11 protein-coding genes are annotated in these 14,283 nt (G+C 45.0%); 6 read left to right on the top strand and 5 right to left on the bottom strand.

What is annotated here, in order from left to right; genetic code table 11:
* Window positions 1-52: 52 nt before the first annotated feature.
* Window positions 53-1,120 carry a protease SohB gene (sohB, locus tag A6D97_RS05675; protein ID WP_065583981.1) on the bottom strand — a complete coding sequence of 356 codons (1,068 nt, stop codon included), beginning with the start codon at window positions 1,118-1,120 and terminating at the stop codon, window positions 53-55.
* Window positions 1,121-1,257: 137 nt separating this feature from the next.
* Here sohB and A6D97_RS05670 point away from each other — a divergent pair, with 137 nt between their 5' ends.
* From A6D97_RS05670 to A6D97_RS05655, 4 genes are all read left to right on the top strand, one after another.
* Window positions 1,258-1,998 carry a YciK family oxidoreductase gene (locus A6D97_RS05670; protein WP_065583980.1) on the top strand — a complete coding sequence of 247 codons (741 nt, stop codon included), beginning with the start codon at window positions 1,258-1,260 and terminating at the stop codon, window positions 1,996-1,998.
* A 151-nt stretch (window positions 1,999-2,149) separates the two neighbouring features.
* A complete protein-coding gene (gene imuA / locus A6D97_RS05665) occupies window positions 2,150-2,857 on the top strand; it encodes a translesion DNA synthesis-associated protein ImuA (RefSeq protein ID WP_017063488.1) in 708 nt (235 codons plus the stop codon).
* A gap of 3 nt (window positions 2,858-2,860) precedes the next feature.
* Window positions 2,861-4,318 (top strand): DNA polymerase Y family protein, encoded by a 1,458-nt coding sequence (locus A6D97_RS05660; RefSeq protein ID WP_065583979.1) that lies wholly within the window; start codon window positions 2,861-2,863, stop codon window positions 4,316-4,318.
* 113 nt (window positions 4,319-4,431) lie between these two features.
* Complete coding sequence (locus A6D97_RS05655) at window positions 4,432-7,524, top strand: error-prone DNA polymerase (RefSeq protein WP_065583978.1); 3,093 nt, start codon at window positions 4,432-4,434, stop codon at window positions 7,522-7,524.
* A 333-nt stretch (window positions 7,525-7,857) separates the two neighbouring features.
* Here the strand turns inward: A6D97_RS05655 and A6D97_RS05650 are convergent, their stop codons facing one another.
* Entirely contained in the window at window positions 7,858-8,799 is a 942-nt protein-coding gene (locus A6D97_RS05650; RefSeq protein ID WP_017062139.1) for a chemotaxis protein CheV, read from the bottom strand.
* 168 nt (window positions 8,800-8,967) lie between these two features.
* Window positions 8,968-10,185 carry an ROK family protein gene (locus A6D97_RS05645; RefSeq protein ID WP_017062140.1) on the bottom strand — a complete coding sequence of 406 codons (1,218 nt, stop codon included), beginning with the start codon at window positions 10,183-10,185 and terminating at the stop codon, window positions 8,968-8,970.
* 319 nt (window positions 10,186-10,504) lie between these two features.
* Here A6D97_RS05645 and pyk point away from each other — a divergent pair, with 319 nt between their 5' ends.
* A complete protein-coding gene (gene pyk, locus A6D97_RS05640) occupies window positions 10,505-11,953 on the top strand; it encodes a pyruvate kinase (protein WP_017067208.1) in 1,449 nt (482 codons plus the stop codon).
* A 159-nt stretch (window positions 11,954-12,112) separates the two neighbouring features.
* Here the strand turns inward: pyk and A6D97_RS05635 are convergent, their stop codons facing one another.
* Both A6D97_RS05635 and A6D97_RS21785 read right to left on the bottom strand, forming a co-directional pair.
* Window positions 12,113-13,327 (bottom strand): DUF6363 domain-containing protein, encoded by a 1,215-nt coding sequence (locus A6D97_RS05635; RefSeq protein WP_017063485.1) that lies wholly within the window; start codon window positions 13,325-13,327, stop codon window positions 12,113-12,115.
* A gap of 41 nt (window positions 13,328-13,368) precedes the next feature.
* The gene (locus A6D97_RS21785; protein ID WP_100214626.1) at window positions 13,369-13,458 is read right to left on the bottom strand and encodes a YnhF family membrane protein; all 90 of its coding nucleotides are present in this window, start codon (window positions 13,456-13,458) and stop codon (window positions 13,369-13,371) included.
* A gap of 145 nt (window positions 13,459-13,603) precedes the next feature.
* Between A6D97_RS21785 and A6D97_RS05630 the strand changes: the two genes are divergently transcribed.
* Window positions 13,604-14,197 carry an outer membrane beta-barrel protein gene (locus A6D97_RS05630; RefSeq protein WP_017067207.1) on the top strand — a complete coding sequence of 198 codons (594 nt, stop codon included), beginning with the start codon at window positions 13,604-13,606 and terminating at the stop codon, window positions 14,195-14,197.
* Window positions 14,198-14,283: the final 86 nt, after the last annotated feature.

The following is a 14,283-nucleotide window of genomic DNA, read 5'->3' as shown; positions in this document are numbered from 1 at the left end:
CATAAGTCTGATGACTTATGCGCTTTCTTTTTAAGGCTCGAACTAAATAAGCTTAAACAATCGGCTTTTGACCGCGTTCAATCAGCTTCATCAGCACGCTGTCTGCAGATTTACCTGCCACGCCAGCTAGCTTGTCTGACAGCTTTTTCTTCTGTACATAGTGAATCGCTAGAACCGTCTTGTCTTTGCATGCTTCAACAACTAAGTCATCAGAAGTACGGATCTCATCCACCAGCCCAAGTTCATGTGCTTGTGTACCAAACCAGTGCTCACCCGTTGCAACCTTATCAAGGTCTAGCGCTGGACGATGGTCACGAATGAAGTCTTTGAATAAGCCGTGTGTCTCTTCTAGCTCTTCTTTGAACTTCTCACGTGCTTTATCGCTGTTCTCACCAAACATAGTCAGTGTGCGCTTGTACTCACCCGCAGTTAGCTGTTCAAACTCAATGTCGTGCTTTTTAAGCAGTTTATTGAAGTTTGGTAGTTGAGCAATCACGCCAATAGAACCAACGATAGCAAAAGGTGCTGATACGATTTTGTCTGCGATACATGCCATCATGTAACCACCGCTTGCTGCTACTTTGTCTACCGAGATAATCAAAGGCAGGCCAGCCGCTTTGATACGATCAAGTTGAGAAGACGCCAGACCATAGCCATGAACCATGCCACCGCCAGATTCAAGCTTAAGTAAGACTTCATCGCCTTCACGAGCCACAGCCAGAACCGCCGTTACCTCTTCACGCAATGAAGCCACTTCTTTCGCATCAATGCTGCCGTTAAAATCAAGAACGAATAGATGTGGTTCACGCTTGCTATCAAGCTCACCCTCTTTCGCTGCTTTCTTCACTTCTTTACCGCGTGATTTTACTTTCTCTTTTTCCGCTTTCTTTTCTGCTTTATCACGGGCTTTGATGAAAGCATCATCGTGTAGATGGTGCTCTAATTGTTCAATCGTCTGTTTATGGTGTTCAGATAGGTTCGTGATTTCCAGCTCACCTTTAATCGCGCTTGATTTTCCACCCACAGATTTAGCAATGACTAAAATTGCAATGATGGCGATTACAACGGTCGCAATCTTGGCTAAAAACAAGCCGTAGTCCAACAAAAATTCCAATGTCATATCCCCTATTGTATGAATTAGTGTATTGTAACCATCTTGTCACGATTACCAAGAATTTCTCATCATTCCTGCGGTTATCTGTGTGATTAAACATCAATGGAATGACGAACATAATAAAAGAAAGAAGGATAAGCACAGTGGATTACCCAATCTCTACAGATGCCCTCAAAGATAAAGTAATTTTGGTTACAGGTGCCGGTGCTGGCATTGGTCGCCAAGCTGCACTAAGCTTCGCTCAACATGGCGCAACTGTCATTCTGTTAGGCCGCAATGTTAAAAACCTAGAATTCATTTACGATGAAATCGAAAGCGCTGGTTACCCGCAGCCTGCAATTATCCCATTGGATTTAAAAGGTGCGACAAAGCAGAACTACGTTGATATGGCTGAAACCATTCAATCACAGTTCGGTCGTTTAGACGGCCTACTTCATAATGCTGGCGTTCTTGGCACTCTGAGCCCGTTTGAGCAGATTGATGAAGAAACCTTTGATGATGTTATGCAGATCAATGTGAAGTCTGAGTTCTTGATGACTCAAGCTCTGCTACCTGCACTTAAAAAAGCAGAAGCAGGTCGTATCGTATTCACCTCTTCTACCGTTGGTCACTCTGGCCGTGCATTCTGGGGCACTTACGCGATTTCTAAGTTTGCTACCGAAGGGATGATGCAGATCTTAGCGGATGAGCTTGAAGACACAAACATCCGTGTTAATGCGATCAACCCAGGTGGTACTCAAACACGTATGCGTGCAAAAGCGTACCCAGGTGAAGATGCGAACAAGCTGAAAACGCCACTCGACATCATCCCACTGTACCTACACTTAATGAACCCAAGTGTGACAGACATTAATGGCCAATGTATCGATGTTCAACCTAAGTAACTGATATCATTGACCAATAGTAAAAAGTCGCTTCCATAGCGGCTTTTTTTGTATCTAAATCAATCAACTATTACTGCCGCTAATTTTCATCATTTCTCTTTGCATCTTTTCCATTGTTAAATATACTGTATAAATATACAGGTATTTAATTATGCATGAACTAATAAAAAACTTACAAGACCGCCAGCTAATCTGGAAAGGGTTACAATCAACAACGCAAGGAAGCACCACTTCAACAGGCTATCCTCAACTGGATAAACAGCTTGATGGCGGCTTCCCGACGCACGGCGTTATTGAAGTTGAATCACAACAAGGGATCGGCGAGCTTCGCCTACTGACGCCCTATTTATCTCAACAAAACTCGCAAAAACTGGCCATATTCATTAACCCGCCAGGGAAGATCTGTGCTGAGTTTTTTAACAGCCAAGGCATTGAATTAGAAAACATTCTCGTTATCCAGCCTCAACGCGATCTCGATGCGTTGTGGGCAGCTGAGCAGTGCCTCAAAAGCGGCGCTTGTCACTCTGTATTGCTATGGGGAGCCGATCTAGAAATACACCAAACAAAGCGCCTACAAGCAGCCAGTGAAACCGGTAAGTGCCTGCAGTTTCACTTTAAAGCCACCAGCCATAATCAATTATCCCTGCCCGTTTCCTTAAGCATGAAACTCTCTTCTCACGCGCAGGGATTAAAGGTTGAAGTGACTAAGAGAAAAGGCAGCTGGTCGTATGGCAGCTTTATTCTAGACATGACACACTACTGGCCGTTACTCACAGAGAAAGTCGTTTATGAAGACAATTCAGACCGCGCTTTGTCTGGTAACACTGTGCTGGCTTTTCCTATTGCGAAGCAAGGCTAACGTATGTTGTGGCTTTATCTGCACTTTCCATCTCTGCAGTTGGATACCTTGTTTAACTCTAATGAATTGGGTTCGAGCGAAGACTCACGCGAACAACCTATTATCATCGTGGATGAAAAAGATCACCATGTACTGCAAGCAAACCCAGCTGCGCTGCAATCGGGAATTTCGCTTGGTATGGGCTTAGGGTCTGCAGCAGCTTTGTGCCACAACTTACACGTCCACCCTTACAGTATTGAACTGGAGAAAAGTAAGCTTAAAGAGATCGCTCAATGGGCGTATCTGGTCACTTCCGACATGGCGTTATTGCCACCTAATGGTTTGTTGATTAAAGCCTCTAACATGCTGTCACTTTACGACGGGCTAGATAACTACTGGCATGAGCTCAAAAGCCACTTAGAAACGCTCAATATCCAGTTCAGCTTCGCTACGGGTTATTCGCCGCTTTCTGCGATCCTTTTGGGTAAGCAAGCGATCAACCAAGCAACAAACAATATTGAGCAGATGAAAACTTGGGTCAATCAACAAGCATTAATTTCCAGTGAGCTACCGACCAAGCAAGTGGAACGCCTGAACCGTGTCGGTATCAATACCGTTGAAGACTTATTAAAGCTGCCTTTGCAAGAGGTCGCACGCCGCTTTGATATCGACTTGGTGAATTATGTCGGTCGCCTTAACGGCCAGTTCAAGCACCCGATTGATTTCTATCATCCACCAGAGAATTTCCAGCAATATTTGGAGCTATTGTTTGATATTGAAAACATCCTATTTATCGAAAAGCCGTTGCTGAAATTACTGAATCAACTCGAATGTTTTTTGAAGCTACGCGATCGAGTGGCTTTCGAGTTAACTCTGACTTTACACCTAAGAGATAAAGACGATCACCCTGTCTCTTTTTATTCGGCACAAGGTGATTACCTTGCTGAAAAATGGGCGAACCTTACTCATCTCACCTTAGAGTCACTCAAGCTCACCGCACCGGTTCAAGGACTGACCCTCAGCTTGGTTTGTCATGGAGAACCCCAAATGGCCTACCATGATCTTTTTGATGGTAATACCGGAACACTTGCCGCGTTAGATTTGCTCTCACTACTGCAAGCAAAGCTTGGACAAGCCTGTATTCAAACACCAAAAATACAGCACGACCCAAGGCCAGAAAAGGCCAATCAGTATTCGCTCCCAACACTGAGTAAGTCTGTGACAAAAAGGCAAACACCCCCACAAACCATAGCTCTCAGCGTCGTTCAACAGCGGCTCAGGCCCAGTATTTTACTGCCAGAGCCCGAAGCCTTAACCGAAAGCGTCACCTTATCTCAAGGCCCAGAGCGCATTGTGTCTGGCTGGTGGGACGGAGAGAAGGTCATTCGTGACTACTTTATTGCTCACAGCGAAAACGGTCGGTGGCTCTGGATATTTAGAACGCCAGATAAACAGTGGTTTTTGCACGGCTTATTTAGCTAGTCGGTAAGAACGTAAGTCAGCAAGAAACTTTGTTAGCTCCTCCGTTCTACTTATTCAATTTCAGCGTCCCTTTTCAATCATGTTCACTCGCAATGGTTAAGTGAGATTACGTTATGTCTCAGCAATACTCAGAGCTTTTCTGTCAAAGTAATTACTCCTTTCTAGAGGGAGCTTCGCATGCGGAAGAGCTTGTTTTACAGGCCGACTTCTTACGTTACAAAGCACTCGCGGTTACTGATGAGTGCTCAGTCGCGGGCATCGTTAAGGTTCACTCTGCAATCAAGCAACATAAACTGTCACTCAAGCAAATTGTCGGGAGCATGTTTTGGTTAAATGAAGAGTGCCAAGTGATCTTGATATGCCCAAACAGACAAGCCTACGCCGAGCTGTGCCGTATAATTACCAACGCGAGACGTCGTAGCAGTAAGGGACATTATCAGCTCTCTGAGTGGGATATCATGTCGGCTAAGCACTGCTTTATTCTTTGGCTTCCTCAACAGAAAAATGAAGACGCGCATTGGGGGGAATGGCTCTCCCAGCACCATTCAGGTCGGCTTTGGATCGGCTTACAAAGACACCTAAAGCAAACCGACCAGCAGTACACAGATTACTGCGTTGAGCTGTCACAACATCACCAACTGCCGATTACAGCTTGTGGTGGTGTGTTGATGCACAATGCGAATCGCTTACCCTTGCAGCACTCACTCACTGCGATAAAGTACCAAAAGCCCATTACCGAAGTGGGCAGTCACTTACTCGCTAATGCCGAGCGCTGTTTACGGAGTATCAATAAGCTCTCTCATATCTTCAAAGCGGAATGGCTAGAAGAGAGCAACCGTATCGCTGAGCTGTGTGAATTTGATTTAAATAGCTTGCGATACGAATATCCCAGTGAGCTGATTCCTCAAGGGGAGACACCCATGAGTTATCTGCGCATGTTGGTCGAAAAAGGAAAACAGACTCGCTTCCCACAAGGTGTACCTAACGACATCCAACAAATCATAGATAAAGAATTGGGATTAATTGACGAGCTTGACTACCCTTTCTTTTTTCTCACCATTCATGACATCGTGATGTTTGCCAAAAGCCAAGGCATTCTTTACCAAGGTCGAGGTTCAGCGGCCAATTCCGTGGTCTGTTACTGCTTAGAAATCACCTCTGTCGACCCAAGACAGATCTCGGTGCTGTTTGAGCGTTTCATCAGTAAAGAGCGCGATGAGCCGCCTGATATTGATGTCGATTTTGAACACGAACGTCGTGAAGAAGTCATCCAATACATCTATAAAAAATACGGTAGAGAACGGGCTGCACTTGCTGCAACTGTCATCTCTTATCGCTTCAAAAGTGCGGTGAGAGATGTGGGGAAAGCATTAGGGCTACAAGAAACTCAGCTCGACTACTTCATCAAGAACACCAATCGCAGGGACAAAAGCTTAGGTTGGCAGGCTCAGCTCACTCAATTAGGGCTACAACCTGATTCTTTGAAGGGGCAGCAGTTTATCCACTTGGTTAATGAGATTATCGGCTTCCCACGTCACTTATCTCAACATGTCGGTGGCTTTGTCATATCCTCAGGGCCTTTGTATGAGCTGGTTCCCGTCGAAAATGCAGCGATGCACGATCGAACCATTATCCAATGGGATAAGGATGATCTAGAAACCTTAGGCTTGCTGAAAGTTGATGTGCTCGCGTTGGGTATGCTCTCTGCGATTCGTAAATGTTTCGACCTGATCAAACGTATTCACGGGCGATCACTGACCATTGCTGAGATCACTCGCCTTAAGGACGATCCTCAGGTTTACGGCATGATTCAGCGAGCAGACACAGTCGGGATATTCCAAATTGAGTCACGCGCACAAATGAGCATGCTGCCAAGGCTTAAACCGAAGACTTATTACGACTTGGTGATTCAAATCGCTATCGTACGCCCAGGCCCTATTCAGGGTGATATGGTGCATCCGTTTCTCAAGCGTCGAGATGGCATTGAGCCAATCAGTTATCCATCTAAAGACGTGGAATCAGTACTGTCGCGCACCTTAGGTGTACCGATATTCCAAGAGCAAGTGATCAAACTCGCGATGGTCGCTGCAGGGTTCACAGGCGGAGAAGCAGATCAACTCAGACGGGCAATGGCCGCTTGGAAGAAAAATGGCAACGTCTTTAAGTTTAAAAACAAACTCATCGAAGGAATGCAAAAGCGCAGCTATGAGACAGAGTTTGCTGAGCAGATCTTTAAACAGATATGCGGCTTTGGCGAGTACGGTTTTCCTGAAAGCCACTCGGCTTCGTTTGCGGTGTTAGCGTATTGCTCCGCTTGGTTGAAATGCTACTACCCAGAGTGCTTCTACGCTTCTCTGTTGAATAGCCAACCGATGGGGTTTTATAGCCCTTCACAGTTGGTACAAGACGCACAACGACACAATGTGGTGATACTTCCGGTATGTGTGAACGCTTCTCAAAACGACCACACGGTTGCCCCTCATCAGAATGGTCTAGCGATTCGCTTAGGGCTGCGACAAATCAAAGGATTCAGCGAGCATGGAATTCAAAGCGTGCTCGCCAATCGTCCACCATCCGGTTATCGCCACCCTAGTCAGGTGAAACAGTTATCGATGAATAAGAAAGATATCGAGCTACTGGCATCGGCCAATGCGCTACATAACGTTTCTGGAGACCGCTTCCAGACTCGCTGGGCGATCATGGACTCGGCGTCGGATTTACCTCTGTTTAGCCAAGCCTATGACGATGCTGAGGCAGGACATGACGAACATGTACTGCACAAGCCCAATGAGATGCAAGATCTACTCGAAGACTTCACCAGTGTCGGAATTTCATTGAACAAGCACCCCATCACTTTGCTCGAAGAAGCAGGACGATTAGGTCGATTCACACACATGAAAGATTTAATACAGCAAAGACACAAATCTATGGTCACCGTTGTCGGATTAGTCACAGGTAAACAATCTCCCGGCACCGCGGCAGGTGTCACCTTTGTTACGCTGGAAGATAGCACTGGCAATATTAATGTCGTGGTATGGGGAGCAACCGCACGCGCTCAACAGCAAGCTTATCTCACAGCCAAGGCGTTAAAAGTACAAGGGATATTAGAAAAAGAAGGTGAAGTCGTGCATGTTATCGCGGGAAAACTTATCGATATTACCGATGAAATTGTTGGCTTGAAAACCAAATCTCGGGATTTTCATTAGCGAAGTACCAACTGTTCTCAATCGATCATTGGCTAAAGAAAAGAGAGAAAGAAAAACGAAAAAGGGAAGCATCCGCTTCCCTTCAATTCCAGTTGTTGAGTTATGACTCAACTTCAGCTTCCGTACGTCTTTTCTTAAATCCCCTATACAGTAATAAGCTCAAAGTCATGACGACTTTAGACGTTAACCATATCATTAAGAGGAACTACCTTAGATTGTGTGTGAAAAATTACGCTAGTAGTTGAGCATATTTCGTTAAGAAAAATATGCTGCGTGAATATTAGCAAGCGTTTTCTATAAGGTCACTCAAAACAAACCGTACAGCAGCATTAATTATAAAATCTGACGCATTCGCTCTTGAGTCACTTCAACCAAGAGGTCTGGCTGGAACTTAGAAATAAAGCGGTTACACCCTACTTTCTCAACCATAGCTTCATTAAAACTTCCACTTAATGAAGTATTTAGCGTGATGAATAGGTCATGCATTCTTGGGTCAGTACGTACTTCATGTGTCAGTTTATAGCCGTCCATTTCAGGCATTTCAGCATCGGTGATCATCAACAATATTTCTTGATTGATGTCTTTGCCTTCATCACACCAGCCCTTAAGTAAGGTCAGTGCTTCTAAGCCATCACAACACTCAATAATGTTCAAACCCAACTGCGACAAGGTGCCTTTGATCTGGTTACGCGCTGTTGAAGAGTCATCAACGATAAGCACATTGCGTCCTATCATCTCCTGAGCTAATTGTTCATCTAAAACGCCTTCAGAGATCGAGACATCGTAATCAATGATCTCAGCCAACACTTTCTCAACATCGATGATCTCGACGATCTTGTGCTGCTCTTCTTCTTGAATATGCGTAATAGCGGTTAGGTAGTTTGCACGGCCTGTTGTCTTTGGCGGCGGCTGGATTTCTGTCCATGTCGTGTTCACGATATTACGAACTTGCCCAACCAAGAAACCTTGTACGGTTCGGTTGTATTCCGTAATAATCAGGTTGCTCTCTTGAGACTCCGCACGAGATGGCGGAAAGCCAATGGCACTGCGTAAATCGATAACAGGCACCGATTCACCACGTAAAGACGCAACACCCGTAATATGATGATGAGAGCCCGGTAAGCGAGTGAGTACTGGCACTTTGAGGACTTCTTTCACTTTAAATACGTTAATCGCAAATAGTTGACGACTATTTAAGCTGAATAACAAGAGTTCCAGACGGTTTTCACCGACCAGTTTGGTTCTCTGATCAACCGAATTTAAAACGCCAGACATACAACACCTTAGTGACAAATAATAACTGTGACTACAATAGCCTACTTCAATAGGTTAAAGCAAAGCGCCAATGCACAGAATGCTTAAACTAAGTACAACAAATGATGTTATACAAAGCTTAAGTACATGGAAAGGTTCAAGGTAAGGCTACAAGACGAGAAAAAGGGGTTAACCTTCAATAACTTTCATTAACAGTTGGCCATCGTATAAGGCCTGCTTGATGAGCGCAGCACCTGGCATGGTTGCCTGCTTATAAAAACGAGATTCCACCAGCTCTAAGTCTTTATGGTAAACCGATAGACTCTGCTCTTCGATACACTTTTGAATCGCCGGGTATAACACGCTCTTCGCCTGATTGATAACACCACCCACCAAGATTTTCTCTGGGTTGAACAGGTTAATCACAATCGCAATCGCAGAACCTAGATAACGGCCTAACTGTTCAATCACTTCGACAGCCAGCGGATCCCCATTAGCAGCGGCAGCACAGATCTGTTCAATAGTGACGTCTTCAAACACCGTTAGCGTTGATTCTTCACCATTTACCAATCGCTCTTTGACTTGCTCACGGATTGCCTGAGAACTCGCCACCGTTTCTAAACAGCCTCGATTACCACAGTGGCAAAGCTTGCCTTCCTTGTCGATCTGGATATGCCCCAACTCACCGATGTTACCGTGACGTCCTTGCAGAACGCGACCATCAAGAATGATCCCGGCACCTAAACCGTGGTGAATCGAGATAAGAACAGAGTTGTCGTTGTCTTGTGAGTTACCAAACAGCTTTTCTGCTAATGCCCACGCTCGGGTATCATTGGCAATAAAAACTGGCAAACCGGTTTCTTTGTAGATCTCCGGCCCCAACGCTAAGTTTTCAACGTTATAGTGCGGCATCTGCAACACAATACCTTGCTCTGAATTCACCAGACCTGGCAGTGTGATAGCGATACTCGTCACCCTGTCGAGTTGCTCGGCATAGGTTTGGAAGAACTCATCGATTTCATGGAGAAGACGCGCAAGCACATCGTCTTGATCACGTTCATGGATATCAATCTTGGTATCGATAAGCACGTCGCCGCCCAATTCATGGAGCGCGATCGTCAAGTATCCGCGACCAAGACGCATCGACAAAAATTGCCAACCTTCGTTATTGGTTTGCAGACCGACAGCAGGACGCCCACGAGTCGTGGCTTCTTGAACCGTCGTTTCGTGAATAAGGTGAGCTTCAATGAGTTCACGGGTAATTTTAGTAATACTCGCCGGAGCCAACTCACTTTGCTTGGACAGATCGATACGAGAAATAGGACCTTTAAGGTCAATTAGTTTATATACACGACCAGCATTGACCTGTTTGATATGATCAATATGGCCCGGTTGAGCCATGTACATTTTACGCTCCAGAAATCATCAACGAGGTAATTTTTTTACTTTGCGAAGTAATTGTGAAGTCACTTGGTATATCGCCGTGACCAGTATCACGTATATACATGAATCTTTGTGTATCGAGTCAAATAGTTCGAGGAAAATTAACACCCACATCGATAATTTGCGACTTAATTTTCAGAATAAAACATCGCGTTTGAGCCCTGAATTCAATAATTAAAGGCAAATCAAGAAATATCCTCCTAGCTCCCAATAAATTATCAATTAATGCATATACTTAATTCAGTCTTTTAAAAGATTACTTGGCCTCACTCTAGGAGTATTCATGACAGCCGAATTAAGAAAAACGAAAATCGTCACAACGCTAGGCCCTTCTACTGATAAAGGTAACGTGCTTGAAGAGATCATCAAAGCCGGTGCCAATATAGTCCGTATGAACTTCTCTCACGGCACCAGCGACGACCATATACAACGCGCAGAAAAAGTCAGAGCAATAGCAAAAAGACACGGTACTCAAATCGCCATTCTCGGAGACTTACAAGGTCCCAAGATTCGTGTGTCGACATTCAAAGATGGCAAAATTCAACTTGCCGTAGGTGACCTATTTACTCTCGACAGCAGCCTAGGTTTAGGTGAAGGCAATCAAAAAGCCGTTGGCCTTGATTACAAAGAACTGCCTAACGACGTATCCGCCGGCGATATACTGTTGCTTGACGATGGTCGTGTTCAACTCAAAGTAACCAAAGTGGAAGGCTGTCGCGTTCATACCGAAGTCATCATTGGCGGCCCACTCTCAAATAACAAAGGCATCAACAAAAAAGGGGGTGGCCTTTCCGCAGAAGCGCTAACAGAAAAAGACAAGCGCGACATCGTCACCGCCGCACAAATCAAAGTGGATTACCTAGCGGTGTCTTTCCCTCGTAATGGTGAAGACATGCATTATGCTCGTCAGCTTGCACGAGAAGCCGGCTTAGAAGCTCACCTCGTCGCAAAAGTGGAGCGAGCAGAGACAGTAGCTACAGTTGAGAACATGGATGACATCATAATGGCCTCAGATGTGGTCATGGTGGCTCGTGGTGACCTCGGAGTGGAAATTGGCGACCCTGAGTTAGTCGGAGTACAAAAACAGCTTATACGCCGTGCCAGAGCGCTTAACCGAACTGTCATCACCGCAACTCAGATGATGGAATCAATGATTTCTGCGCCAATGCCAACCCGTGCCGAAGTTATGGATGTTGCCAACGCCGTACTCGATGGCACCGATGCTGTGATGTTGTCTGGTGAAACTGCAGCTGGTGACTACCCAGTCGAGACCGTAAAATCGATGGCTGAAGTCTGTATTGGTGCGGAAAAAATGGCAGGCATTAATAACCAATCCAATTACCGTATTGACCGCACCTTTGTTACTGCCGAAGAAACCGTTTCGATGGCGACCATCTACTCTGCAAACCATATGGAAGGCATTAAAGGCGTTGTCACTCTCACCGAGTCAGGCCGCACCGCACTGATGATGTCTCGCCTGAGTGCCGACATGCCGATCTACGCGCTGTCTCGTAACGAAGGAACGCTTAATCGCTGTACCTTATACCGAGGTGTGACACCAATCTACTTCGAGACAGAAGCCGAAGACAGCTTTGACATTGCACTATCTACACTCACTTGCTTGAAAGAGAAAGGACACCTTAAGTTTGGTGACCTAGTGATCGTCACTCAAGGCGACATTATGGATGTAGCAGGGTCAACCAACTGTATGAGAATCTTGCCTGTCACCTAATATTTGACCTTAAGGCGAAACGATTCGCCTAATCTCAAAAACTTAAAAGGGTTATCGAACCAAGTTCAATAACCCTTTTTCATTTCAGAACACGACTCACTAAAATCTGCTTAAACAGCATAACGAGCTCACAGCATGCTAGCTCATCAACTTCGGGAATTAGTTACCCGCAGCAATGGTGGCTAACTGTGGCATATGCGAGTTGCGAGCGTTTTCCGTTGAGGTATAGGTCTCCACAAATCGGTAACCGGCTTCTAAACCCAATTCGTAATCATGCAGTAAATCATCTTTATGACTCATTAATGAGCTCGATTTAAGCGTTTGACTAGGTGCTATCTGAACCACAAACGCGTCGTCTGGTGGCGAATTCAAAAAATCCTGAGTCAATGAGTAGGTCTGATAATGCACCATCAGCATGTCAGCCAACCCTGAATCAAACTTATCTCCGATTAAATGACTTAAGCGATAAATATCATCTGCACCAAATAGCCAGCGACCACCGTTCAGCAGGTCTAAATGCCCACGGTCACGCTTCTGCTCTTTTGAGCGCATAATTTGTTGTTGGAAGAAAGAGGTCCAGTCGGTTTTCCACTGTTCCACTTTCTGTTGCCAATGGCCTTGAACACTGTCGAAAGATTCGCGGAACCACTCCAGTTCTTCTGCAGATATAGGTTTAGGCGCTTTGACTGAAGATCCCTTAACTGGTGCTTCAACCAAATGGGTATTACCTTCCTCCACCACTGGCTCAGTACGAATCACCACAATAGAACGAGCTTGTCTTCGCCACGCTTCCTGAACTGGGATACACGCCGATACACCACCGTCCACATAAGCACTGTCACCAATAAAGACTTCGTCATTGTACAAGCGAGGAATAGCACAGGTCGCAATCATCACCTTGTACCAATCTTCGCCCAATAATGGGAAGTAGTGGTCTCGTAAGTCTTTGGAATCCGTTACAGCCGCATAGAAGTGGCGATCGCCTAGCGTTTGTCGCCCTAAATCCAGATCGAGCTTATATGGGTAAGCCATGATTTGTTCTAGCGCCCATTCTAATCCTAGGTTCTTTCTGTGTCGTATATAGGAAAAGAGATTGAAGAACTCTGGTGAGGTTGTGAGGTCGAGAACAAAAGAACGTCCAAGGCCTTTATCACGGCACAGATAAGCACATAAGTTGAGAGCACCTGCTGAGGTACCAAAAAATTCGTCGAAGGGGTCAAAATTTGAGAGAAGAAAGGCATCCAGCACTCCAGAAGTAAAAATACTTCTCTGTCCGCCACCTTGAGCGACCAGTGCTGTTTTTCCAGCAATAAACTTAGCGTAATAATCCAAGTCTATTGCTGTATCAATATTGGTTATAATCCCACTATTCATTATTCCCTGAGTATCAAAACTCAGCCTCGCAATAGATGGTATTAACTACCAATCGCAATAAAGCCAAATGAAAGAATGATCATGTAGATAAACACGGTAATTTGTAGGGCATTTTTCAGATTATGGTCCATAGACACCTCTGGTTTATTATTAATTTGTCGAGTCTCTATTTAAGTACTATCAGGTGTGTGAAGTATCTTCAAGAATCGTCGAAATTAGTCGCACAATATTGATGTAACCATCACAATTAGTAAGTGTATGGATAAGGATATACTCATGAATAACAAAGCAAATATGATGGCACTGATTACGCTTCTCTCCGTTTCAAGCGCGTATGCTTCGCCGGAGATCATCATTACACCTATGGTAGGTTATACCGGCGGTGGCAGTGTCGAAGACCAGGACGGTAAAACCTATGACATGAAAGGCTCTGAAAATTACACCTTTGCCATTGAAACGCCACTTGAAAAAGGACGCATCGGCTTCTTCTACTCCAATCAGAGCTCGGAATTAGAAACGCTTAACCTAAGCTCCTCCATCCAATACCTGCACCTTCAAAGCAGCATCTACTACCCTGCTTCGCCTGTGTTGTCGGGTTATCTAGGGCTAGGCCTGGGTGCTTCTTACGTCGATGTAGACTGGGCAAAAGATAAGTATGGATTCTCAACTTCTATCTTTGGTGGCTTAGAGTACAAATTTAGTGACCGACTAGCGTTGAACACACAAGTACGTTGGTTAGGCACGGTTGTCGACAACGATACCTCCGGTGTTTGTAATATCCCAAATAACGGGCAAGAGTGCATCATTCGCTTTGATACCGACTGGATGAACCAATTCCAAGCCAATGTCGGACTGAGTTTTACTTTCTAAGCGGCTCAATGAAGCAAAAATATAAGATCGGCCCAAACTAAAAAACCAGCTAAATGCTGGTTTTTTCATTATTAAAACGGTTTTAG

Source organism: Vibrio sp. ZF57, assembly GCF_001691235.1.
GTDB lineage: Bacteria > Pseudomonadota > Gammaproteobacteria > Enterobacterales > Vibrionaceae > Vibrio > Vibrio crassostreae_C.
The sequence above is the reverse complement of the archived record's forward strand: the minus strand, read 5'-3'. Positions and strand labels throughout refer to the sequence as shown.